The organism is Bacillus sp. AFS031507 (assembly GCF_002584635.1).
Classification (GTDB): domain Bacteria; phylum Bacillota; class Bacilli; order Bacillales; family Cytobacillaceae; genus Neobacillus.
Genome location: NZ_NUOW01000013.1, coordinates 90310 through 115823, shown reverse-complemented (window position 1 = coordinate 115823; position 25514 = coordinate 90310). Strand labels below are relative to the sequence as shown.

General features: G+C 39.1%; 21 protein-coding genes. All 21 read left to right on the top strand.

Going from position 1 to position 25514, the window contains the following annotated elements; genetic code table 11:
- Nucleotides 1–32: 32 nt before the first annotated feature.
- The 21 genes from COE25_RS13135 (at nt 33) to rhaA (ending at nt 25330) form a co-directional block, all read left to right on the top strand.
- The gene (locus COE25_RS13135; protein WP_098932966.1) at nt 33–920 is read left to right on the top strand and encodes an isocitrate lyase/PEP mutase family protein; all 888 of its coding nucleotides are present in this window, start codon (nt 33–35) and stop codon (nt 918–920) included.
- Between the two features lie 45 nt (nt 921–965).
- Nucleotides 966–2387, top strand: coding sequence for an FAD-binding protein (locus COE25_RS13130; protein WP_098932965.1), 1422 nt, complete (start codon nt 966–968; stop codon nt 2385–2387).
- 32 nt (nt 2388–2419) lie between these two features.
- The gene (locus COE25_RS13125) at nt 2420–3142 is read left to right on the top strand and encodes an SDR family NAD(P)-dependent oxidoreductase (RefSeq protein WP_098932964.1); all 723 of its coding nucleotides are present in this window, start codon (nt 2420–2422) and stop codon (nt 3140–3142) included.
- Between the two features lie 31 nt (nt 3143–3173).
- Nucleotides 3174–3611 (top strand): GlcG/HbpS family heme-binding protein, encoded by a 438-nt coding sequence (locus tag COE25_RS13120; RefSeq protein WP_098932963.1) that lies wholly within the window; start codon nt 3174–3176, stop codon nt 3609–3611.
- A 14-nt stretch (nt 3612–3625) separates the two neighbouring features.
- Entirely contained in the window at nt 3626–5002 is a 1377-nt protein-coding gene (locus tag COE25_RS13115) for an FAD-dependent oxidoreductase (protein WP_098932962.1), read from the top strand.
- Nucleotides 5003–5349: 347 nt separating this feature from the next.
- On the top strand, nt 5350–6204 hold the full coding sequence (locus COE25_RS13110; RefSeq protein ID WP_098932961.1) for an aspartate/glutamate racemase family protein: 855 nt from the start codon (nt 5350–5352) through the stop codon (nt 6202–6204).
- Nucleotides 6205–6234: 30 nt separating this feature from the next.
- The gene (locus tag COE25_RS13105) at nt 6235–7029 is read left to right on the top strand and encodes an electron transfer flavoprotein subunit beta/FixA family protein (protein WP_098932960.1); all 795 of its coding nucleotides are present in this window, start codon (nt 6235–6237) and stop codon (nt 7027–7029) included.
- A gap of 13 nt (nt 7030–7042) precedes the next feature.
- Nucleotides 7043–8023, top strand: coding sequence for an electron transfer flavoprotein subunit alpha/FixB family protein (locus tag COE25_RS13100; RefSeq protein ID WP_098932959.1), 981 nt, complete (start codon nt 7043–7045; stop codon nt 8021–8023).
- Between the two features lie 142 nt (nt 8024–8165).
- Complete coding sequence (locus COE25_RS13095) at nt 8166–8975, top strand: ABC transporter ATP-binding protein (RefSeq protein ID WP_098932958.1); 810 nt, start codon at nt 8166–8168, stop codon at nt 8973–8975.
- 180 nt (nt 8976–9155) lie between these two features.
- Nucleotides 9156–10034: an SCO family protein gene (locus tag COE25_RS13090; RefSeq protein ID WP_098932957.1), complete on the top strand. Its 879-nt coding sequence runs from the start codon at nt 9156–9158 to the stop codon at nt 10032–10034.
- Nucleotides 10035–10415: 381 nt separating this feature from the next.
- Nucleotides 10416–11423 (top strand): substrate-binding domain-containing protein, encoded by a 1008-nt coding sequence (locus COE25_RS13085; RefSeq protein ID WP_098932956.1) that lies wholly within the window; start codon nt 10416–10418, stop codon nt 11421–11423.
- A 96-nt stretch (nt 11424–11519) separates the two neighbouring features.
- Complete coding sequence (locus COE25_RS13080) at nt 11520–13253, top strand: cache domain-containing sensor histidine kinase (RefSeq protein ID WP_257208841.1); 1734 nt, start codon at nt 11520–11522, stop codon at nt 13251–13253.
- A 34-nt stretch (nt 13254–13287) separates the two neighbouring features.
- Complete coding sequence (locus COE25_RS13075; protein ID WP_098932954.1) at nt 13288–14514, top strand: response regulator transcription factor; 1227 nt, start codon at nt 13288–13290, stop codon at nt 14512–14514.
- 281 nt (nt 14515–14795) lie between these two features.
- Complete coding sequence (chvE, locus tag COE25_RS13070) at nt 14796–15869, top strand: multiple monosaccharide ABC transporter substrate-binding protein (RefSeq protein ID WP_098933171.1); 1074 nt, start codon at nt 14796–14798, stop codon at nt 15867–15869.
- Between the two features lie 79 nt (nt 15870–15948).
- Nucleotides 15949–17478 (top strand): multiple monosaccharide ABC transporter ATP-binding protein, encoded by a 1530-nt coding sequence (mmsA, locus tag COE25_RS13065; RefSeq protein WP_098932953.1) that lies wholly within the window; start codon nt 15949–15951, stop codon nt 17476–17478.
- A 121-nt stretch (nt 17479–17599) separates the two neighbouring features.
- Complete coding sequence (gene mmsB / locus COE25_RS13060; protein ID WP_373605354.1) at nt 17600–18715, top strand: multiple monosaccharide ABC transporter permease; 1116 nt, start codon at nt 17600–17602, stop codon at nt 18713–18715.
- A gap of 267 nt (nt 18716–18982) precedes the next feature.
- On the top strand, nt 18983–21052 hold the full coding sequence (locus tag COE25_RS13055) for a bifunctional aldolase/short-chain dehydrogenase (protein ID WP_098932951.1): 2070 nt from the start codon (nt 18983–18985) through the stop codon (nt 21050–21052).
- Between the two features lie 9 nt (nt 21053–21061).
- Nucleotides 21062–21214 (top strand): sporulation histidine kinase inhibitor Sda, encoded by a 153-nt coding sequence (sda, locus tag COE25_RS13050; RefSeq protein ID WP_088086464.1) that lies wholly within the window; start codon nt 21062–21064, stop codon nt 21212–21214.
- Between the two features lie 260 nt (nt 21215–21474).
- Complete coding sequence (locus tag COE25_RS13045) at nt 21475–22392, top strand: DMT family transporter (RefSeq protein WP_088086465.1); 918 nt, start codon at nt 21475–21477, stop codon at nt 22390–22392.
- 244 nt (nt 22393–22636) lie between these two features.
- Nucleotides 22637–24055 (top strand): rhamnulokinase, encoded by a 1419-nt coding sequence (rhaB, locus tag COE25_RS13040; RefSeq protein WP_098932950.1) that lies wholly within the window; start codon nt 22637–22639, stop codon nt 24053–24055.
- A 21-nt stretch (nt 24056–24076) separates the two neighbouring features.
- Nucleotides 24077–25330 carry an L-rhamnose isomerase gene (rhaA, locus tag COE25_RS13035; protein ID WP_098932949.1) on the top strand — a complete coding sequence of 418 codons (1254 nt, stop codon included), beginning with the start codon at nt 24077–24079 and terminating at the stop codon, nt 25328–25330.
- Nucleotides 25331–25514 lie beyond the last annotated feature (184 nt).

The following is a 25514-nucleotide window of genomic DNA, read 5'->3' as shown; positions in this document are numbered from 1 at the left end:
AAGATAATTTTAAAAAAGGGGGGCAATAAAAAGTGAATAAAACGAAAGAGTTCCAAAAACTATTACATCAACCTGGTTCATTTATCTTACCAGGTGCTTATGATGCAATGTCTGCTAGATTAATAGAAGAAATCGGCTTTCAAGCGATATACGCCACTGGTGCTGGAATATCTAATGCTCAATTAGGGTGGGCGGATGTAGGCCTGACTTCCTTAAAAGAAGTGGTTGACATTGTAGCAAGGATGACGGATGTGACGACGATTCCGATTGTCGTCGATGCCGATACAGGCTTTGGTAATGCGATTAATGTTATCCGTACTGTAAGAGAGTTTGAGAGAGCAGGTGTAGCAGCGATTCAAATGGAAGACCAGGTTTCACCTAAGAAATGCGGCCACTTCAATGGGAAAGATGTTATTTCAAAAGATGAAATGGTCGGGAAAATCAAAGCTGCTGTTGACACTAGGAGAGATGAAAATCTAGCAATCATCGCCCGTACGGATGCATTAGCCGTAAATGGCATGGAAGATGCATTGGACAGGGCAAATGCCTATGCGGAAGCTGGAGCCGACATTATTTTTGTTGAAGCGCCGACAACCATGGAACAATTAAAGCAAATTACCAGCTCATTAAAAGGGATACCACAGGTAATAAATCTGGTAGAAGGCGGTAAAACCCCGCTGATTACCTTGAAAGAAGCAGAAGAGATCGGATTTAAAATCATGCTTTGCGCTAATACTGTTCTTCGCTCTGCCATCAAAGGAATCACAGAGTCGTTAAGAATATTAAAAGCCGAAGGTTCACACGAAAATGTTCACGAGTTAATTTGTACGTGGGAAGAGCGACAATCACTCTTTAAACTCAATCAGATTAAAGAGTGGGAAAACAAGTATGGAGAAAATCAGTCATTAATTAAAAAGTGATTTTACTTTTTTAATAAATTAAGAACTTTAAAGGAGGACTTAGTTGTGGGGAGAGAAGTAGATTACGACATCATAGTCATTGGATGTGGAGTTGCCGGGACCTCAGCCGCATTATCTGCCGCTGAAACGGCTAAAAAGGAAAATAAGAACTTAAAAATAGCTATTTTAGAACGAGCTGATTATGACCATAGGGGTGGAAATTCTCGTTGGACTGCCTCCTATATGCGGATGAAGAATCTCGATGAAGTGGCTGATAATTTCGTAGAAGACATGCTCGCTTTTTCAGACAACTATTCCGATCGGGAGTACATAGAAACTCTCGCCAAGGATGCTGGCAGCACACTTCGCTGGGTCCAGGAAAAAGGGGTTGAATTTGACTACCTGCCAACAATGTTTTTGACCGCATCAAGGCCACGTTTACTTCCAGTAGGCGGCGGTCGTGCCATCGTTGACACACTATCCCGCCGTGCAGGTGGACTTGGCGTAGAGATTATTTACGAGGCTACTGCTTGGAAATTACTTCTTGATGACGAAGGTGCCGTCAATGGACTGATGGTGCGGGTTAAAGGTGGCACTTCCCTTCAATTAAAAGTGGGAGCTGTTGTGTTAGCGTCAGGTGGATTTCAGGGAAATCAGGAGATGATGGCACAATATGTTGGCAGAGATGCTCATAAAGTTCGGACAGTAGCCGAGGGTGGATTGTTTAACAAAGGTGAAGGAATCCGGATGGCAATGGAGCTAGGGGCAAAAACGGCTGGTCAATTTGATTCTTTCCATGCTGAACCGGTCGACCCAAGAAGTAAACGGGAAGAGGCTGCTGTAATGACATACCCTTACTTTATTCTAGTCGATCAGAATGGAAATCGTTTCGTTGATGAGGGGAAAACAACAGTCGATGAGCAATATGAAGAGGTTGCACGGACAATATTCCACGATCTTCCTGGTCATATTGCCTATATGATCGGCGATCAAAAGATGTATGAAATTCCAAACTATGAACGAGCTGTGGAAACCGATATACCGGCCATTGTTGCTGATACGATCGAAGAACTGGCGGAGAAGATTGGTGTGCCTGTCGGCCAATTAACGGCTACGGTTGAATCCTATAACGCTGCTGTTCAACCGGGTGAATTTCATTGGGATAAAAAAGATGGAAAACAGGCGATTGGAATTACGCCCCCGAAGTCCAATTGGGCGATTCCGATTAATAAGGCTCCGTTTATCGCCTATCCAATTGTCTGCTCCAATGTTTTCACCAATGGTGGATTAGCTACCGATACGAATGGGCGTGTTCTGTCTCAAGATCATGATCCGATTCCAGGTTTATATGCAGTCGGTGAAACGGCTGGTCTTTATTACGGGAAATATCCAGGCGGGACATCTGTGCTAAGGGGTCTTGCGTTTGGCCGCCGTGCCGGTGGTCATGCTGTTGCTTACGTAACTGATTCAAAGAAATTAGAGGTTTAGTAGAGGGTTTTCTTGAGAAAGGGTGAGGTTTTTTGGAATTAAAAGACAAGGTGGCGTTAGTAACTGGGGGAGGAAGAGGAATCGGCAGAGAGACCTGTATTCTCTTAGCGAAACAAGGTGCTAAAGTTGCTGTTTTTTCCGACAATGAATCTGAAAGCAAAGAAACTGCTTCCTATATTTCTGAGATGGTTGGGAGCGAAGCAATCGCCCTTACTGGGGATGTTCGTTCAGAAGAGGATATAAATCAAGCAGTCCAGACAACACAAGAAAGTTTGGGTTCGATTGATATATTAATCAATAATGCGGGTGTCATGCTCCTTAAGCCGTTCAATGAAATGACGGTTAAAGAATGGGACTTTGTACAAGATGTTAATATTCGTGGAGTCTATTTATGTACTCGAGCAGTCGTGCCGCAAATGATGGAGAAAAGACACGGTGTGATCATCAATCTATCGTCGATTTGGGGAACAAAAGGCGGTCCTGACAGAAGTGCCTACATTGCTTCCAAATACGCATGTCTCGGATTTTCCAAAGCACTGGGTGAAGAATTAAAGCCTTACAAAATTAGAGTGAATGCGGTCTGTCCAGGTCCAGTAAATACAAAGATGATGGACGATTTTGATGTGAATAAAGACAATTGGTTGCATCCAATAGACCTTGCTAATGTAATCGTCGATTTATGTTTGCCAAAGTGTCAAGCTGTAACTGCTACCGCGATTGAAGCATTTGGTTACGGACGACCAGTAAATTTATAAATATTTCTAAAAGTTGAAAGGGGAAATCATAATGGAAAAATTAATTCCAGCTATTGAATCAAAAAATATCAGTCTAGCACTTGCTAATAAAATGTTAGAGGCGGCACTTGTTAAGGGAAAAGAACTAGGTATGCCGTTTAGCATCTCAATCGTTGATCGTGTGGGGAACCTAAAAGCGTTTGCCGCCATGGACGGTGCACCGGTATTAAGTTTGGAAATTGCTCAAAATAAAGCATTTTCTGCTGCCACTTATAATAGAGCAACACACGAATGGTACGACAGATTAAAGGATGATCCACCATTGCTGCATGGGATTGTTCACACTCCAAGATTGATTATTTTTGGCGGTGGTTATCCAATCAAAATCAATAACGAACTGATTGGTGGTGTTGGGGTTAGTGGCGGACATTATACTCATGATATGCAGGTTTGCCAGGCAGCATTAGAAGTGCTAAAAAACCTAGAGTAAGAGGGTGTTGATGGATGGAAACCTATGATTTGATTATTTTAGGCGGCGGGTTAGCGGGGATGTGTGCTGCAGTTGAGGCAGGTGAAACGGGTGCACACGTCCTTCTCCTGGAGAAACAGGATGAACTGGGCGGCAGTACGGTTCTAAGTTCAGGTTATATGGCCTTTGCCGGAACAGATATGCAAGACAAGGCAGGTATCATCGATTCAACCGAGGCCTTATTGGAGGACATGATTGAGGTCGGCGGCGGGGTGAATGAACAGGCACTTGTTGAAGCCTATGGCCAGCACCAATTAGAGACATATAATTGGCTTATTGAGCACGGTGTTGAGTTCCGCTCACTCGAAGCGGTTAGCGGTCACAGTGTTCCCCGCGGACATATTATTGACCCACACCAAGCGATTCAAACACTTAACCGAATGGTTAAGCAGATGTCAAGCGTGACCATTCGATTAAATGCTCCGGCACGAAGACTATTGAAAAATGACGATGGTCGGATTGATCGTGTTTTATACATGGCCGAAGGGGTAGAGCAATTTGTTCATGCCTCCAAAGGGGTAATCATTGCATCTGGAGGGTTTGCAAAAAGCGAGGATCTTTTAGGGCAGTTTGCCCCCCAATTAAAGGGAGCACTAAGGATTGGCGGCCGTGGTAATCATGGGGACGGAATACGGATGGCATGTGAGCATGGGGCCTGGTTAAAGGATTTACCATACTTGAATGGGACCTATGGATTTCATCCTACAGCTGCAGGACCAGTAAAGTCTCAAGGGTTAGCCTTCTACAAGGGTGCAATCATGGTCAACCAATTTGGGAAAAGGTTCGTTAACGAGTCTATTTCTTATAAACTATTAGGAAAGGTCGCTTTCGAGCAGCCAGATCAAGTGAGTTTCCAGGTTTGGGACCAAACGGTTATGAACAAGAGTGTTCACGATGACCCTCTCTATGATTTGGAATTACTGAAGCGGCGCAGGCTTCTATATCAAGCGGACACACTGGAGGAATTGGCTGACTGTATTGATGTGCCGCATGAAGTATTAGAAGAAACAATCTCCAGATACAATCAAGGGATTGAAGACGGAGAAGATCCTCAATTCGGCAGGAAGTCATTAACACATAACTATGGAAAACCAACACCAATTGAGAAGGCACCATTCTATGCATTTGAGTCGACAGTCGCGATGCTGGCAACATACGCAGGGATGTCGGTGAACAAAGCGGCACAAGTGGTGAATCCATACGGTGAGCCCATTCCAGGATTGTATGCAGCTGGAGAGGTGACTGGTGGATTCCACGGGGCAGGTTACATGACCGGTAGTTCTTTAGGGAAATGTGCGGTCTTTGGACGGATAGCAGTCCAAGAGGCATTGAAAGAGGTAACAGTAAAATAATTGAATTGCATGGGAGTGGAAAGGCTCAGATTAGGATTGGCTCATAGAATGGTTGAATTCGCCCATAAAGCTAAAAAATTCGCTCATAAGATTGTTGAGTTCGCCCATAAAATGGTTAAATTCGCTCATAAAATTGGATTCGCTGATTGAACTCGGAAATCCGCTGATAGAACCGGGGAATCCGCTGATATGGCTTGAGAATTCGCTCATAGACTATTAAATTTCACAAACAAACGATGAATTTCCGCAAAAATAAACATCGATACACTTTTTCCAAACAAATCTAATAACAAAAACGAACTTTTTATATGTTTTTTCGAAAAAATCACAAAAAGGAGGTAAATTTTATGAAAATCTGGCATCAGAGCCTAACCACGATTGACCGGGTTCCTCAATATCGAGATGCAATCATGAACCATGTGCGGAAGATTGCACGACCAGACGTAGAGGTCGTTCTACATGGCATGTCTGAAGAGACATATCCCACACATTACCCCGGGCATTTTATTACTCATTCCTACCTGCAGAACCTGCACCGGGAGCAGTTCGTTCGTGCTGCATTAATGGCTGAAGCCGCAGGATACGATGCGATGTTTATTGGGACCATTCCTGACGTAGGTCTTTTGGAGGCACGCACGCTCGTTGATATCCCTGTGGTTGGTTATGGGCAAGCCTCCTTCCATATGGCATCCATGCTTGGAGACCGTATCGGAGTAGTCAATTTTTTAACCCCATTGGCAGACGAACTTAGACAAAACGCCGTCCGGTACGGCCTCGGCGAAAAGCTCGGACCAATTGTGCCGCTGAAATCAGGCTTTGATGATGTGCTCGCAGGCTTCAGTAATCCTGAGCCAGTTATTGCGGCATTTCAAAGAGCAGCCGAGACTGCCATCTCTCAAGGAGCCGATGTGATTGTCCCAGGCGAGGGGCCGATGAACGTTTTCCTTGCAACCTTCGGGATTTCAAGGATTGGTGACGTACCTGTCGTTGACTCATTTGGTGCCGGAATCAAGATGTGCGAATCACTAGCGGACCTAAAAAGAGTATCAGGAGTATATATGACCCGGAGCGGTTACTACAACTCAAAACCACCAGCAGAAGCGGTTGCAAGATTACGAGAAATGTACGGATTAGACCCATACCCAAATCCTACTAACCAGCGAGGATTAGCAGTAAGGGCAGGAGTAGAAGTAAAAGGTTAACCAAATAAAAAGACAAGAGGTGAACTAGAGATGCATATCGTCGTATGCCTAAAGCATGTTCTTGATCCGGAAATTACTCCGCGTTATTTTCAAATTGACCCAGAGACCAATTGTCCGGTGAATGGAGATTCCGACATGGTTTTGGACTCTTTTGCCGAGAACGCGCTTGAATTGGCTATTCAACTTCGAGATAAAACACCGGGTGCTACGGTGACTGCCATCTGCCTGGGTGACGAATCCTCGGAGGAAGTTCTGCGCCGAGCGTTTGCCTTCACGGCAAACGCTGCCGTACGAGTTTGGGATTCGGAGTGGGAAAATCTCGACGGTCAGGCCGTTGGGCATATCCTTGCGCAAACTATCAAAACCCTTGGTGGTGCGGAGCTTGTACTGACCGGATATCAAGCAAGTGACATTGAGGAAGGCCTTGTTGGACCAGTCATGGCTGAAGAACTTGGGATTCCTTGTGTGACGCTTGTCTCCGAACTTGAACTGGATGAAGGCAGTGTGAGGTCTACTTGCGAAGCAGAAGGCGGTTATACTGTGGCGAGTGTTCCGTTTCCAGCTGTTTTTACAATTATCAGTTCTGAGGCAAATGTCCCTCGCCTCCCAAAGGTTAAAGATATCCGACTTGCGAGGAGCAAGCCAATCACTCGATTTGAATCAGATGATATTGATTTAGATCATGTGCGGTGTCAGCCGGGTGTTAAATTGGAGCGGGCCTACGTCCTAAACAGAGATGTCAATTGCGAAATCCTTTCTGGCAGCGATGGCTCAGAGCTCGCAGCTGAATTGACTGACAAGCTCTTGGCACTCAAGATATTATAGGAGGTCTCAAACTATGTCCAAAATCCTTATCTTTACAAATCAGCAAGAAGAATTACTAAGCCCTGGTGCCAAGGAAGCACTGGCATTCGGCAGTCGATTGGCAAGTGCCACCGCCGGAAGTGTGGAGGCTGTCTTGGTTGGACCCGCGACTGAGGCTGGTGCAAAGGAAGCAATTGCCTTTGGAGCAAGCAAAGTATATACCATTAATAATCCTTTACTTTCTGAATATCAGGTTGAACTTTACGTGGATAGCCTCTTCACTGTTTTCCAACAATCTGATGCCGATACGCTGCTCCTCTCCTTCGATAGAATGGGTAAGGATCTTGTAGGTCGACTGGCTACACGCAGTGGCGCATCTGCCATAACAGAGGTGACTGATTTTAGAACTGAAGGCGATAAGCTGACATGGGTGCGCCCAATTTATGGTGATAAAGCATATGGGGAGTATTCAACTACACGTCCTAAGGTGGTTGTTGGCATTCGCCAAAAGAGTCAGGAACTGGCTGTACCTGATTCAACGCGCATAGGTGAAATCATTTCTGTTGATTACTCCGTTCCAGAGGAAGTTGTTTTAACAAAACTGGTGGTGAAGATTCAGTCGGCCTTGTCAGATATCCGTCTTGAGGATGCTACAATTATTGTCTCCGGCGGTAGAGGTCTTGGCGGACCTGAAGGCTTTCAAGATTTGCAGTCCCTTGCAGAACTACTGGGCGGGACAGTCGGTGCTTCAAGGGCAGCATGTGACGCTGGATGGGTTCCTTCTAACCTGCAGGTAGGACAAACGGGAGCTGTTGTTGCTCCAGACCTTTATATTGCGGTCGGAATATCCGGTGCCAGTCAACATCTAGCAGGCATTATCAGTGCAAAGACCGTTGTTGCCATCAACACAGATTCAGAAGCACCCATTTTTAAACGGGCCAATCTCGGTGTAATCGCCGACTACAAGACAGTGATTCCAGCACTTACGGAGAAACTGAAAAAGGTTCTTGTTTAAGGAAGACTCAGCTAAAAGATTCAAAATCCTATTTTAAGTCCTCATTTTGGTAGGACTTATTTTTTGTTTTCTGAAAATTTGGTACAATGGGGTTGCCAAAATTTTATATTCAACCTACGAATGATAGAAAGGAGTAAAAATGATGGTTTTAAAGCTTGAAAATGTCTCTTTATTACGAGAAGGAAATTGGATTTTACAAGATGTAAATTGGAAGATTAATAGAGGCGAAAACTGGGTTTTATTTGGATTAAATGGCTCGGGTAAGACAGCCATATTAAATTTAATAAATGCCTATTATTTCCCGACAAAAGGAAAAGTAACTGTACTGGGGATGGAATTTGGGAAAACCTATCTAAGTGAGAAACTGCGTAAACAGATCGGATTTGTCTCTTCATCCCTTCAGGAAAAATTTCATCCAGGGGATAATGCGTTTGAGGTTGTCTTAAGCGGTGCCTTTGCTTCTATCGGTCTTTACGAAACACCGACAGATGAAATGAGAAAAAAGGCTGTTGAACTATTGGAATCACTTGGTTGTATAAGGTATGCGAACCGAAATTACGACAAATTATCACAAGGAGAAAAGCAGCGTGTCTTAATTGCTCGTGCGTTGATGGCTGAACCTTCTTTGCTCATTCTCGATGAACCTACGAATGGATTGGATTTTATCGCGCGCGAACAACTGTTAGAATCGATTGAAAAAATTGCAGAACATTCCGGTGCTCCGACATTGATTTATGTAACACATCATATCGAAGAAATTTTACCAGTTTTCACTAAAACCTTATTACTAAAAGAGGGACAAGTTTTTGCAGATGGAAAGACATGTGAATTGATATCTAGTCAAAAACTAACGGCGTTTTTCAATCTTCCAGTTCATGTGGAGTGGAAGAACAACAGGCCGATGCTTTCTAGACTACAGGTTGATGAGAAAGATAAACTCAATGCCTATTGATGATTGAAAAAGGCGCATGAATAATTCATGCGCCAACTTTGAGTACTTCGAAAAGCGCAGGTAACTACCTTTTCATTTTGGGTGAAACTGTATAATACTTCACAGTTTTTATGAAGATTGTAGTATATAGTGAAAGGGAGCTGAGATATTAAAATTTATCTGACTGAGAGGTTTGGCAAGATGAAACGATTTTCTGTCTTTATAATGAGTCTTATTATCATATTTATCGCGGGCTGTGGGGCATCCAATAATTTAACTGTGAAACTTATCACGCCAAAAACATTTACCCCAGGAAAAATATTTGCGATGCAATTTACCGTAGTCGACAATAAGGGAAATCCGATTGAGGGTGCCGAAGTGAATGCCAATTTAAATATGAAAAACATGGATCACGGGACAACTCCTGTCACTGTGGAAGAATTAGGTGACGGCAAATATATAGGAACTGCTAATTTAGCGATGAACGGTGACTGGGTAGCTTCAATTAAAGTGGAACACGACGGGGAAATGGTTGAAGAAGAAGAGCAATTCACTGTCGAAGCAAAAACTTTGGAGAATGCTCATAAAGTGACCCAAGAAGTTACCTTACCTGAATTTAAGTTAATCGACGAAAATGGGAATTCAGTCACAAAACAAAATCTGATTGGAAAAACCGTCGTTTTGACCTTTACTTATGTGAATTGCGTGGATCCGAATGCATGTCCGGTTTTGTTGGGGAACTTTAGCAACTTGCAACAGGATTTGAAATCGAAGGGAAACAATACAGATAATCTTTTACTCGTTTCCGTTTCCCTTGACCCTGAAAATGATACACCAGAAGCCATGAAGGAACACGCAAAGAAAATGAATTTCGATATGTCATACTTAAAAATGCTGACAGGAGATATGAATGAGATTCAAAACTTGGCAGACACGCTTGGTGAACATTTTGAAAAAAAGAATTCGGAAGTTATACATGATAACAAAACCCTTATTTTTAACTCGAACGGAAAGTTGACGCATGAATTTACAGGCAGCATCATTGATCGAAATGAACTATACCAGATTGTACATGAGTAAAAATAAGTCAGACTCCTACTAGTACCTGAGAAGCTTTGTTATTTCCTGAGTGGGGAATTAACAAAGCTTCTTTTTAATAAGGCCAAAATGTTTGCAAGGATAATAGGGTTAAAGATTTTTGAGAAAAGCACTTTTTTTAAGAAAAAGTATTGAGAGTTATCGCAGGAAAATGTATGATATGGCAAAGATAAAGAACTTTCTGATCCAGAGTTAGTAAAAATAAATCACCTATTAGCTAAGAATATTAATGATGCAATAATTGAAACTTATGCTCAATGAATCTTCCAATCATTGAAATGTAAGGGCTTTTATAAAAATGACACTAGTGATTTTAGTAAACAGAATACATAAGTTGATAGTTTTTTGAAAGGGGATTCATAATTGAAAAAGCTATTACAAATCTATGCCTTCTTATTTATCGTCTACTTTCTTTACTTATATAACTATCATATTAATGAGTCGCATATATCCCAACTAACACAAGGAGAAGGACAGGAGGAAATTAGTGAGAAGTACGTAATGGTTACATTCCAGTCAGGAATTGATTATTGGAAGAGCTCTTTAAAAGGGTTTGAGGATGCTGCTCAGAAATTGAATTTATCAGTTGAATACCGGGGTGCTACGCAGCATGATATACATGAACAAATTACTGTGATGGAACAGGTGATTGCCAAAAAGCCTACGGGAATTGCGATATCCGCTATCGACCCTGACGCATTAGCTAAAACTTTTGAAAAAGCACGGGATATGGGTATTCCTGTAGTTTTATTCGATTCAGGTGCTGTATCGGACAAGGTGTCTTCTTTTTTGGGGACTGATAATTATAAAGCTGGTATAACGGCTGCTCATAAGTTAGTTGAATTAATTGGTAGAAAAGGAAAAGTGGCTGTCATTACATCTCCCAATCAATTAAATCATCAGGAAAGAACAAAAGGATTTTTAGACACAATTAAGAAAGAAACTACTGGGGTAGAGGTGATAGCAGTAAAAGATGGAAAGGGGGATCAGCTTGTTTCAAGCAAGGTTGCAATGAACCTCTTAAAGAAGTATCCGGATTTGAAGGGTATTTTTGCTACTGAAGCCAATGGAGGGGTTGGGGTCGGTAAAGCCGTCAGTCTCCTCAAGAAGAATCAAAAAGTGAAAATTGTAAGTTTTGATACAGATAAACAAACTCTGGATCTGATTAAAGATGGTACCATATCTGCAACCTTGGCTCAAGGTACCTGGAGGATGGGTTTTTGGTCTTTACTGTTTCTATTTGATCTCCAACATAAAAATTCTCCAATTATAAAACGTGAATTTTCTGATAAACCTCCAATGACTTCATATGTTGATACAGGGATTTCTATTGTTACTAAAGAGAATGTAGAAAATTATTATGCAAAGTGAGCCGCCAAGAAAATGAGAGATTCGAAGATATTGGACAAAAAAATTTTTTTAAAAATAAACAACCTTCCAATCCGATTTAAGTTAATTGTTCTTTTAATGTTAATCAGTATTCTGCCATCTATTGGTCTTGGGTTTCTGACAGGATGGACAGTAGACCGCATTATAGAGAGACAAGTGAACCAAAATACACTGCAGTTAATTGGTCAAGTCAATAAAACACTGGATTTCTATGCCGGTAACATGCAAAATATGAGTTATTTGATATCTTTTAACCCGGGAATTAAACAATTTTTGTACGAGAAAAAAAGCCAGCAAAGCCAAGGGGTAAATGATGATTATGAGATACGAACATTTCTGCAAGGGCTTACAACATTGTATCCAGAAGTAGCAGGCATTCTTGTGGTAAACAGCAATGGTCAGTACATCAGTAACGACATGTATACCCGCTCGATGAAAAGCCTAACTGAAGAGTCGTGGTATCAAGCTGCTGTGAAAAGTGAAGGGATTTTCAAAATCTTAGGGCACCCATTCAGCAGAAACATAACTAGCCATATACATTACAAGGATGACGAGGTTGTATCAGTTGTACGAGCAATTTTAGACCCTGAAACCCAGCAAGTGAAGGGTGTAATATTAATTGATATGAAGCTCCGAGTGATATCGGAAGCGACAAAAGATGTTCGCCTAGGTAAAACAGGTTATTTAATGGTGATTGACGATAAAGGCGAAAATATCTACTCACCATCCGAGCCCTTTCTTAACGAGATTCCTATTGAGTGGCTCCATTCAAATGAATCCGGGAATTTCTCTAAACAAGTCAAAGGCAATAAGCTTCAATTCATATATAGAAAGTCTCCTTTTACTGGTTGGACAACTGTGGGTGTATTTTCTACAAAAGAATCGGTATTAGAGGTAAGGGAAATTCATTTTTATGTGATTAGTTTTGTCTTCTTCGTTTGTTTGTTTGGCCTTGGGGCCTCCTATTATTTATCCTATTCTATATCAAGACCAATCAGGCAACTCATGTCGTTTATGCGTAAAGCGGAATCTGGAGATTTGTCTGTCCGTTACAAAGGAGAACGAATGGATGAAATCGGGTTACTTGGCCGCAGCTTTAATACGATGCTTGTTCAATTAAATAAGCTTATAACACTAAATGAGCTGCAAGAGCGTCAAAAACGTGAAGCTGAATTACGAAGTCTTCAGGCTCATATCAAACCTCATTTCCTCTACAATACGTTAGACACAATTCATTGGCTGGCCCGAAAAAAAGGTGCTGTAGATGTTGCAGAGGTGGTAGAGTCATTATCAAGACTTTTCCGCATTGGGTTAAGTAAAGGTAACGATATAATTCCTCTAAAAGAAGAAATGGAACATATTAACAGTTATTTAAAGATCCAAAAAGCTAGATATCAAGATAAATTAAATTACACCTTAAATATTGCTTCAAATGTTGAAAAGATCAATGTATTAAAGCTTGTATTACAGCCAATCGTAGAAAACGCCATATATCATGGAATCAAAGAAAGGAGAGGGCCAGGTCATATTATCGTTAAAGCAGAAGAACATGAAGGAAATATTGTTTTCCATGTAATGGATGATGGGAAGGGAATTCCTACTGAAAAGCTTGAAGCTCTAAGAAGTAAATTGGGAACTTTATTTTCTCAATCTCAGCAATATAAAGGAAGTGAGAATTTTGGGTATGGGATGCTTAATGTCCAAGCCAGAATTAAACTGACTTTTGGTGATGCCTACGGTATTTCTATTGATAGTGAATTAGGTAAGGGTACAACAGTAAAGGTTGTCCTTCCTGCCATCAGAGAAAAATGAAACGATGAAAGAGTTCGAAAGGGGAGCAAATTGTGTGCAAAATCATTGGAATGTATTGATTGCAGATGATGAGCCGATAATACGTGAAGGAATTCGTGAATCAGTAGATTGGCAAGAGCTTCATATGAAGGTTGTAGCAGAGGCTGAAGATGGAGAAGAAGCATTCGAACTTGCCATCGAATTTTCAGTAGACATATTGCTGGTAGATTTGAATATGCCAATTATGGATGGTTTGACTTTAATTAAACAGGTACGAGAGAGTTTGCCAAACTGTAAAATAATAATTATTTCAGGTCATGACGAATTTACATATGCCCAAGAAGCATTACGCTTAAATGTTAATGATTATATTCTCAAACCAGCAAATCCTGATCAATTACAAAACGTCCTACAGAGTATAAGAAAACAATTGGAAGAAAGAGAACAGCAAAGTGAGTACTTAGCATTGGCGAAAGACCAAATCATAAAAAATATCCCTCTCTTACAGCAAAATTTTTGTCAGGAATGGATAAAAGGGAATATGACAGAATCTGAAATTATTAAACAACTAAAATTCTTACATTTGCCTCTAGAATGCCCGAACCAGTTTGGTCTCATCCAATGTCATGAAATTTATATTAATAAACATTTATTGAATGAAAATAAAAAACAATTATTTAATTTTACAGAAGATATCGTTGCTGAAGCACTTGAACCCTTTCAAAAAGTTGTTTTTCGTGATCCTTCAGGGTTTATATCAGTTTGTATTTGGGGAAATGTACAAGAAAATCTCGAAATATTGTTGTCAAAGAAATTAAAAAATTATTTGAACACGACACCGAATATGCACTTTGAGCAAGTTACTGGAGAAACATTTGAGATTTCTGAAATTTATAAACACTGCGAAACAATGATGTATGAAAATTTAAAGATCTCACCGATCGTCCGGCGTGCGAGATCCTATCTTAGTGAACATTTTTCAGAAACAGATTTGACATTGGAATCATTGGCACAGTATCTGCAAGTATCCCCTGTTTATCTAAGCAGAATAATGAAAAAGGAATTAGGTACTTCTTTTGTTAGTATGATTACAAATATGCGAATCAGCAAGGCTATTATGCTGCTAAACTCCACAGAACTTTCTATTCTTGAAATTGCCGGAAAAGTTGGATATGACACACAGCATTATTTTAGTACTGCTTTTAAAAAAGTAATGGGTGTATCTCCCAACCAGTATCGAAAAGGTGCAGGTTTTTCAAGTTCGATTTCTAGTAAAGAATAGGAGTAACTATTAGCCAAATATGCATGTATTAAGGGACAGTCCAAATGAAATCATTTGGACTGTTCTATTTTGTTTACGGGGAATTTCGAACAAAAGGTGCTTTCAATTCTAGTGGGTGATTTCTGTTTTTTATAATGCAGTAATTTTTGAAAGCGCTTAAAGTTAAGTTGTATTTTTATAAAAATAGTTGTTTTATTGAAAAGACGAAAAAATGACAGGGTGATATATTCATAGCAAGGAATAAAACATTAAATATGAAAAAAACAAAAGGGGCGATTCAGATGAAAAAGTTGTTGTCAGTAATTATGTTAATAACCTTATTATTTTCGTTGGCAGCATGTGGAAGTAAAAGTACAAGTGGAGATAGTGGATTTGTAGGACTTGCGATGCCTACAAAGTCATCGGAAAGATGGGTAAGTGACGGTCAAAATATGAAAAAAGAATTTGAAAAGTTAGGCTATAAAGTGGACTTGCAATATGCAGAAGACGTAGTAGAGAATCAGGTATCTCAAATTGAGAATATGATTACGAAGGGTGTAAACGTTTTAGTAATTGCGTCAATTGACGGTGAAGCCTTAACAGATGTTTTAGACAAAGCAAACAAGCAAGGGATTAAGGTCATTGCATATGATCGTTTAATTAAAAATAGTAAAAATGTCAGCTATTATGCAACATTTGACAACTTTAAAGTAGGTGTTCAACAAGGCTCTTATATTGAAGAAAAATTAGGTTTAAAGGCAGGAAAGGGCCCATTCAATATCGAGTTGTTTGCAGGATCACCAGATGATAATAATGCCTATTTCTTTTTTGATGGGGCAATGTCCGTATTAAAGCCTTATATTGAATCGGGGAAATTAGTCGTAAAAAGCGGTCAAAAGTCATTTGAACAAGGTGCTACATTAAGATGGGACGGTGCAGTTGCACAAGCTAGGATGGATAATCTATTAAGTGCCCACTATACCACTGACAAGGTAGATGCCGTTTTATCACCTTATGATGGAATCAGTATCGGGATCATATCATCTTTAAAAGGTGTTGGTTATGGATCAGCTACTAAACCACTTCCTATTATTACTGGACAAGATGCTGAACTAGCTTCTATTAAATCAATAATAAAAGGTGAACAGACACAAACCGTGTTTAAAGACACAAGAGAATTGGCTAAAAAGGCTGTTTCTATGGCTGATGCCGTTTTAAAGGGCAAAAAAGCTGAAGTAAATGATACCAAAACGTACGAAAATGGAAAAAAAGTCGTTCCTTCATATCTGCTAGAACCAGTTTCAGTTGATAAAGCAAACTATGAATCTGTCTTAGTTGATTCTGGATATTACAAAAAGGAAGAACTAAGTAAATAATTAGTGATTTAAATGATTTAGTGACAGTTGAAGAACCGTCACTAAATCATTTTATAAAATTGCGAGGTTGTGGTGAAACATGTCAAAGATAATTTTAGAAATGAGGAATATTACAAAAGAGTTTCCAGGCGTCAAAGCACTTCAAAATGTAAATTTAAAGATAAAAGAGGGCGAAATTCACGCTTTATGTGGAGAAAATGGGGCTGGGAAATCCACTTTAATGAAAGTATTGAGTGGTGTCTATCCACATGGTTCATATACTGGGGATATTCTGTTTGATGGAAAAGTTTGTAAATTTAAGGACATCAAACAAAGTGAAGAATTAGGGATTGTTATTATTCATCAAGAGCTGGCATTGATTCCATACCTATCGATTGCTGAAAATATTTTCCTTGGTAACGAACAAGCGAAAAATGGAATTATCAATTGGAATGAAACAGTGTTAAGGACGAGAGAACTGCTGACAAAGGTAGGTTTACACGAATCACCAAATACAAAAATCGCAGAATTGGGTGTAGGGAAACAACAATTAACAGAAATAGCGAAGGCACTATCTAAAAATGTAAAATTATTAATATTGGATGAACCTACTGCTGCATTAAATGAACACGATAGTGAAAACCTATTAAATCTTTTATTAGAGTTTAAAAAACAGGGCATGTCAGCCATTATTATATCGCATAAATTAAATGAAATTTCCAAAGTGGCGGATTCCATCACAATTTTGCGAGACGGCCAAACCGTAGAAACTCTAGATATGAAAGTAGACAAAATTTCAGAAGACAGAATTATCAAGGGAATGGTAGGAAGAGAATTAACGAATCGCTATCCAAAAAGGGATGCGAAAATAGGAAATACTATTTTTGAAGTGAAAAACTGGAATGTTTTTCACGAAATGCATACAAATCAAAAATTAATTGATAATGTGAATATTCATATTCGTAAAGGTGAGATTGTGGGTATTGCCGGCTTGATGGGCGCAGGAAGAACAGAGTTGGCAATGAGTATCTTTGGGAAATCGTATGGAAAGAAAATAACGGGACAAATATATAAAGATAGTAAAGAAATCCATTTGAATAATGTTAGTCAGGCAATCGAACATGGAATTGCTTATGTTTCTGAAGATCGAAAGGTTAACGGGTTAATCTTAATGGACGATATTAAACAAAACATTACATTAGCCAGCCTTAATAAGATAACCAACAAATTTGTTATTAATAAGAACCAAGAAATTATTGAATCGGAAAAATTCCGTGAAAAATTAAAAATTAAAACTCCTAGTATTCATCAGAAAACTGGAAATCTGAGTGGTGGAAATCAACAAAAAGTTGTATTGAGTAAATGGATCTTTTCAGAGCCTGACATCCTGATTTTAGATGAACCTACTCGAGGTATTGATGTAGGCGCAAAGTATGAAATTTACACAATCATTAATCAGTTGGCTACAGATGGAAAAGGGATTTTAGTCATTTCTTCAGAGCTGCCAGAAATTCTTGGGATTTGTGATCGAGTGTATGTAATGAATGAAGGCAGAATAACGGGAGAAGTTTTAAAAGAAGAAGCAACTCAAGAACGTATTATGAAATATATGACCAAAAGTATGGTTTAGGGGGTAGCAAAACATGCAATCGTTAACGCATAAAACGGCTGAAAACGAGAAAGTTGCAGTTCGTGAACCGAAAGTAAATCACATTTTACAACTTTTCAAAAATAATTTGAGACAATACAGTATGATTTTGGCACTAGTTTCAATTATGATTCTTTTTCAAGTTCTAACAGATGGTATATTATTAAGACCGTTAAATATTACAAACTTAATCTTGCAAAATAGCTATATTTTAGTATTGGCAATAGGGATGATTTTAGTTATTATTACCGGACATATTGATCTATCGGTTGGTTCAATAGCAGCCTTTGTCGGAGCTCTATCTGCTATTTTAATGGTTAATTATGAAGTTCCAATCTCAGCCGCAATTATAATCTCATTATTAATTGGTGCACTTATTGGCGCTTGGCAAGGATTTTGGGTGGCATATGTCAAAATTCCTGCGTTTATTGTTACTCTAGCAGGAATGCTTTTGTTTAGAGGATTGACTATGGTTGTGTTGGAGGGCAAATCAATCGCCCCATTTCCAGAAACATTTCAAAAAATTAGCTCAGGTTTCATTCCAGATGTGTTTGCTGGAGCGAACCTTCATATTTTAACTCTTGTCATTGGAGCTCTGCTATCTGTCATTCTAATCTTCAATGAATTGAAAATTAGAAAAGCTGAAATAAAATACAATTTAGATGTTTCACCAATAGGAATTTTCATTTTGAAGATTATTGCAATAGTTGCCTTAATTAATGTATTTGTGTACGTTCTTGCTACTTACGAAGGAATTCCTAATATTTTAGTTATCTTGGCTTTATTAATATTGGCTTATCAATTTATTACAACAAAAACAATTGCAGGGCGTCACATTTATGCGATAGGTGGAAATGAAAAAGCAGCCAGTTTATCAGGGGTCAAAACAAAGCGGGTTACATTCTGGGTCTTTGTAAATATGGGAGTGTTATCAGCTCTATCTGGGCTACTGTTTGCTGCTCGATTAAATGCTGCAACACCTAGAGCAGGAAATCTTTTTGAACTTGATGCGATTGCAGCATGTTTTATTGGCGGTGCATCAGCATATGGTGGAGTAGGTACGGTTCCAGGGGCTATTATTGGTGGTCTTGTTATGGGTGTCATGAATAACGGAATGTCCATACTAGGTTTAGGAATAGATTGGCAGCAAGGTATCAAAGGGCTTGTATTATTAGCTGCAGTAGCTTTTGATATCTATAATAAAAACAAATCATCATAATTTACCTTATAAAATAAGAGTAGACCGCTATCTAAATGGTAGCGGTCTTTCTTTATGTTTTGTCTATATCGAAAATCGTGCAGATAAATTAGAGTCCGCTTTAATCCTTCGACATGATGTTGGGTTATTAATTGTGCAAGAAAAAGGTACAAACAGAAATAAATAAAAATAAAAATTTGTATTTTGTATATTCAAAAATAAACAAAAATGTTTTATAATAAAAACAGAACATAATAAACATATAAACAAACAAACGGGGGAATTCAAATGGTAAAGAATCTTTGGGATACTGAAAAGGCATCACAAGTTTTAAAAGGGGTAGAAGAATTAGTGTATCGGTCCAACTTGATTGGATCAGATCGTGCCGTATGTAACTGGGGTGGCGGCAATACATCGATGAAGACAACTGAAAAGGATTTTCGCGGTCGTGATATAGAAGTGATGTGGGTAAAGGGAAGCGGATCCGATTTGGCAACAATGAAGGCTCATAACTTTACAGGCCTAAACCTAGAAGATATCCGTCCACTATTTGAACGTGATGAAATGACAGATGAGGATATGGTGTCCTATCTTTCACATTGCATGATTGACAGTAAACATCCAAGAGCATCGATCGAAACATTATTACATGCGTTCTTACCATATAACCATGTAGACCACACACATCCAGATGCGATTATTAGCCTATGCTGTGCAGATAATGGGAAGCAGCTTGCTGAAGAGATTTTTGGAAATCGTTTTGTTTGGGTTCCATATGTAAGGCCAGGCTTTACACTTTCAAAAATGATCGCAGAAGGAGTAAGAAATAACCCAAATGCGGAGCTTGTCTTAATGGAAAAACATGGACTTGTTACGTGGGGAGAAACTTCAGAAGAGTCCTATGCCAAAACCATTGAAATTATTAATGAAGCAGAACTATATATAAATGAAAGAATTAAGGAAGAAACTGTTTTTGGCGGTCAAAAATATGAATCTCTTACCGACGAAGAAGCAACTAGCATCCTAGCAAAAGTAATGCCAGTGATCCGCGGAGCAGTAAGTGATGAAAAGAAAATGCTGTTAACGTTTGACCGTGGTGAAGATGTTATTCAATTTGTAAACAGTCACCAAGCACCAGAGCTTTCTCAAGTAGGTGCGGCCTGTCCAGACCATCTCGTCCACACAAAAATGGTTCCACTTTATATCAATTGGGATCCACAAACGAAGGACGTAGAAGCCTTAATTGCTAGTGTAAAAGAAGGGATTGACAATTTCAAAGCACAGTACAAAGAATACTTTGACCGCAACAAACACGAAGGCGATCAAATGTTTGAACCAGCTCCACGTGTTATCTTAATCCCTGGAATTGGTATGGTGAACTCTGGAAAGGATGTTAGCAACTCTAGAGTCAGCGGTGCATTATACCACCGTGCAATTGCGGTAATGAAAGGTTCCACTACACTGGGAAACTTTGTTTCATTAAGTGAAAATGAATCCTACAACGTAGAATATTGGCCATTAGAATTATATAAATTATCGCTTGCTCCAGCTGAAGCTGAGTTTTCTAGAAAGGTAGCTTTTGTTACTGGCGGAGCTGGTGGAATTGGCAGTGAAACTTGCCGTCGCTTTGTTTCTGAAGGAGCACATGTAGTTGTAGCAGACTTGAATCTTGAAGGTGCAGAAAAGGTTGCCGCTGAAATTAATGAAAAGTACGGAGCAAATCGTGCCCTTGCTGTGAAGATGGATGTAACCAAAGAAGAGCAAGTTGTAGCAGCTTTTGATCAAGCTGCACTTACATTTGGTGGAGTAGATATTATTGTCAACAACGCGGGACTTGCTACATCAAGCCCAATCGACGAAACCACGCTTCAAGAGTGGAATTTAAATATGAATGTGTTAGGAACAGGATATTTCTTAGTTGCCCGCGAAGCATTCAAGCAAATGAAACAGCAAGGCATTGGTGGAAACATGGTGTTTATCGGGTCGAAGAACTCTGTTTTTGCTGGAAAAAATGCAGCTGCCTACAGTTCTGTAAAAGCACTTGAAACACACTTGGCAAGATGTATTGCTGCTGAAGGCGGCGAGTTTGGCATTCGTGTCAATTCCGTCCTTCCTGATGCCGTTCTTCAAGGATCTGCTATTTGGGGATCAAGATGGCGTGAAGAACGTGCTGCAGCATATGGAATTGATCCTGATCAATTAGAAGATCACTATCGCAAACGTACAACTCTTTTAGTTAATATCTATCCTTCAGATATCGCTGAATCAATCGCATTCTTTGCCTCATCAAAATCAGATAGAACAACTGGATGTATGTTAACGGTGGATGGCGGAGTGCCAGCTGCGTTTACGAGGTAAGATAGTTATGTGAAAACTAATTGGAATGAAAATATAATGAAGAAACTAAGCATTGCACAATTGCTGGAAACATTAAATAAAGCCATTGAGTTAAATTTACAACAAGACTTTATTGATTTAATAGTTTATGAGTTAGATAGAAAGCAATTTAAGATTAATTAACATAAAAAGTTGACTCCATAAGAGGGGTCAACTTTTTGTCATAACATCTATAAAGAGTTGAATAGATGGATTTATATTTTTTTTTCCAAGCAATAACAAGTTCACAATCGTGATCCTTTACGCCATCAATCTCTATAAAACGAAGTGTTAGGAAAGAGGAATGAAAATTCCTTTTGATAATTCTTTCGATAAGCGAAATACCATGCTATACTAATAAAAGTCACCAACAAAAACATTTTGAGAAGGGTTGTCTATGGTAAATGTCGAGTAGTATGATAAAAGCTTTTATTAGTCTCTTTTTGGTTTCTGTTTTATGGGGGTGCAATTATCCGGTCAGTTCCTATTTACTGCAAGGATTTTCACCTGTTTTTTTATCAACCGTTCGAATTTGCTTTACCTCACTTTTTTTGATAATCGTTGCCATGATTCATAAAGGAATGAAGCGTCCCACCATTTCAGAGTGGAAATACCTCATTGGTGTTGGAATCTTTGGAACCCTGTTAAATCAAACCTTCTACTTTACGGGTCTCCATCATACAACCCCAGCTAACGCCTCATTAATAATTTCGTTGGCACCGATAGCGACAATTCTATTGGAACGAATCATCTTTAAAGTCCAGTTTACCATTAAAAAATCGGCAGGAGCCATTATTAGTTTAATTGGTGTTTTTTCAATTATTGGTGTTGCAAATGGCGGTTTGGGAATCTCATGGGGAGATTTTAACATACTAATCGCCATGCTTTGCCTCTCGATTAGTATATTATTTATCCGAGGTTTATCAAAAACTATGAACACATTTATTATTACGATATACTCAACCGTACTAGGAAGTGTACTAATGATTCCTGCTGCCGGAGTCGAAAACTTTGTGAGCGGCTCTGTCATCAGCCATTCTCTTTTTATGTGGATTTTGTTAATTTTTGCTGGGATCATGGCTCAAGGTATTGCTGGGTTTTGGTGGAATAAAGGCGTAGCTAAAGTTGGTGCAGGTACAGCTTCAATGTTCATGAATATCCAGCCGTTTGTCGCCATCATAGCCTCTCATTTTATTTTAGGGAATCATATCTTGCTGAATCAAATCATTGGCGGTATTTTGGTATTACTAGGCGTATTTATTGCAAATATGCCATCGGTAAAAACCGTGGTTTCTACTGGGTCAAATAAAGCGGTAATGTAAAGAGTCTTCCCACTGATTGGTCTAAAAGGTCGATCTTTCACAAAAACTATCAATACATCCTGAGAAATGGAAAGGGACGATGAGATGAAAACACCACAGAAAAATTCTGTGGTGTTTTTTGGTATTTAAGAATTAAGGTTGGCAAATAAGGACAACAAATTGGTCGAATTACGTTATAGGAAAATCGTATTTTTCTAGTAAGATAGAGTTATTAGTAAGCGTTTCCAACCGAGAGGTGATGTTAATGACAAAATACAGTATTGCTGTTGATATTGGTGCATCAAGCGGCCGGCTTTTACTAGGATATTTAGAAAATGGGTTATTAAGACTAGATGAAATTCATCGTTTTGAAAACCAAATTGTCAAAAAAGGTGGCGCCTATTGCTGGGAAGCCGATAAGCTTTTTCAAGAAATCAAAAATGGCTTAAAAAAGTGCAATGAGCTTGGCATAAAACCCGACAGTATCGGAATTGATACGTGGGCCGTCGATTTTGTGTTATTGGATGAAAAGAATCAACCATTAACTGAAGCAGTATCTTATCGTGACCCAAGAACAGACGGAATGATGGAGCAAGTTTTTGAAAAAATCATAAAGGAACGCCTTTATCTAGAAACAGGCATCCAGTTCCAAAAGTTTAATACAATCTATCAATTGTATTCGATTAAACAAAGTTCTCCAGAAATCCTAGATAAAGCAAAATCATTCTTAATGATTCCAGATTACTTCAATTATTTACTGACAGGAAAAAAAGCAAACGAATATACAAACGCTACATCTACGCAACTGGTCAATGCTTTTACGAAAAAATGGGATCATGATTTATTAGATATATTGGGAATTAATAAAGAAATGTTCCATGAAATTAAAACACCTAAGACCGTCCTTGGAACATTAAAGGAAGAACTAGTTTCAGAGTTTGGCTTTGACCTTCAAGTGATACTTCCAGCCACACATGATACAGGTTCAGCGGTAATTGCCGTCCCTGAAGAGAATGAAACGATTTATATCAGTTCTGGAACATGGTCATTGATTGGCGTTGAAAACTACTTTCCAATCTGTGTAACCAAAGCACTGGACTACAATTTTACGAATGAGGGCGGAATCGATTATCAATACCGTTTCTTAAAAAATATTATGGGTCTTTGGATGATTCAAGAGGTACGACGTAACTACAATAATGAATTTTCTTTTGCGGAGCTTGTTGATCTTGCTAGGGAGGCTAAGGACTTTAAGGCCGTTGTTAATGTGAATGATGACCGTTTCTTAAAACCTGATAACATGATCCAGGAAATCATGAATTATTGTGTGGTAACAGGTCAGCCGATTCCTAGCACACCTGGAGAAGTCGCAAAATGCGTATATGATAGTTTAGCAGTCAGCTATCAGGATGCCGTTCACGAAATCGAAGAAATTTTTGAAAAGAGATTTGAAAAAATCAATGTCATCGGCGGCGGCTGTCAAAATGAAATGCTCAATCAGCTGATCGCTGATGTAACGAAGAAAGAAGTATATGCAGGACCAGTTGAAGCGACTGCGATCGGTAATATCGTGGCTCAGTTAATGGCCCTCGATGAAATTCAAGATATTAAAGAAGCACGCACGATTGTTAAAAAATCATTTGAGGTAAAGAAATATTTGCCAACTGCATCGATTACAAACTAACCATGGAGAGGAAGAAAATACATGTCTATTCAAGAAAACTTTGAACTTGCTAAAAAGGCTTATGAAAAATGGGGAATTAATGTTGATGAAGTAATCGAAACCTTAAAAAATATTTCGATTTCGGTTCACTGCTGGCAAGGTGATGATATCGGTGGATTTGAAGTGAACCCTAAAGAATTATCTGGTGGAATTTCTGTTACTGGAAATTATCCAGGTAAGGCAACGACACCTGAAGAATTAAGAGCAGACTTAGAAAAAGCACTTTCCTTGATTCCAGGTAAACATCGCGTCAATTTACATGCCATTTATGCGGAAACTAATGGAGAAGTGGTAGAAAGAGACCAGCTAGAACCAAAGCATTTTGAAAATTGGGTAAAATGGGCAAAGGAAAATGGATTAGGCTTGGATTACAACCCAACGCTATTCTCACATCCCAAAGCAGATGACGGTTTGACACTTTCCCATCCAAACGAAGAAATCCGTGAATTCTGGATCAATCACTGTATTGGCAGTCGGAAAATCGGTGAGTACTTCGGAAAAGAGCTTGATACTCCAGCATTAACAAACATTTGGATTCCGGATGGCTATAAGGATATTCCTAGTGACCGCCTGACTCCAAGAAAAAGACTAAAAGAATCATTAGATAAGATTTTTGCAGTTGAAGTAGATGAAAGATTTAATCTTGATGCAGTAGAGAGTAAGGTTTTTGGGATTGGCTCAGAATCTTACGTAGTCGGTTCCCATGAATTTTATCTAAACTATGCCATGAAAAATAATAAATTGTGCCTATTAGATACAGGTCACTACCATCCAACAGAAACAGTATCAAATAAAATTTCATCGATGTTATTATTTAGCGAAAAGCTTGCCCTGCATGTTTCAAGACCTGTACGTTGGGACAGTGACCATGTAGTTATCCTTGATGATGAATTAAAGGAAATTGCCTTAGAAATTGTACGTAATGATGCGTTAGACCGGGTCATCATCGGACTTGACTTCTTTGATGCAAGCATTAACCGTGTTGCTGCTTGGACAATCGGCACACGCAATATGATTAAGGCTTTACTTAATGCCATGTTAGTTCCAAACGAGCATATAAAACAGCTTCAAGAAGAAGGCAACTTCACAGAAAGATTAGCGTTAATGGAAGAATTCAAGACCTATCCATTTGGTGCAGTTTGGGATTACTACTGTAAAAAAATGGGCGTTCCAGTAAAAGAATCTTGGTTAGAAGAAGTAAAAGCGTATGAGCAAGAGGTTTTATTTAAAAGATAAGTGGATTTACTAGGGGAAGACTCAAATAGGAGGTTTAAGTTGCTATTTTAGAGAAAGCGGCGCCTGGTATCACAAAACCACCTGGTATTTTTGCAACGAAAGCAAGAAGTTTGAAAGAATTGGTAGAATTACAAGAGGTAAATCTGACTGTTGATAAAGTAAAAGACATTATTGATGAGTTAAA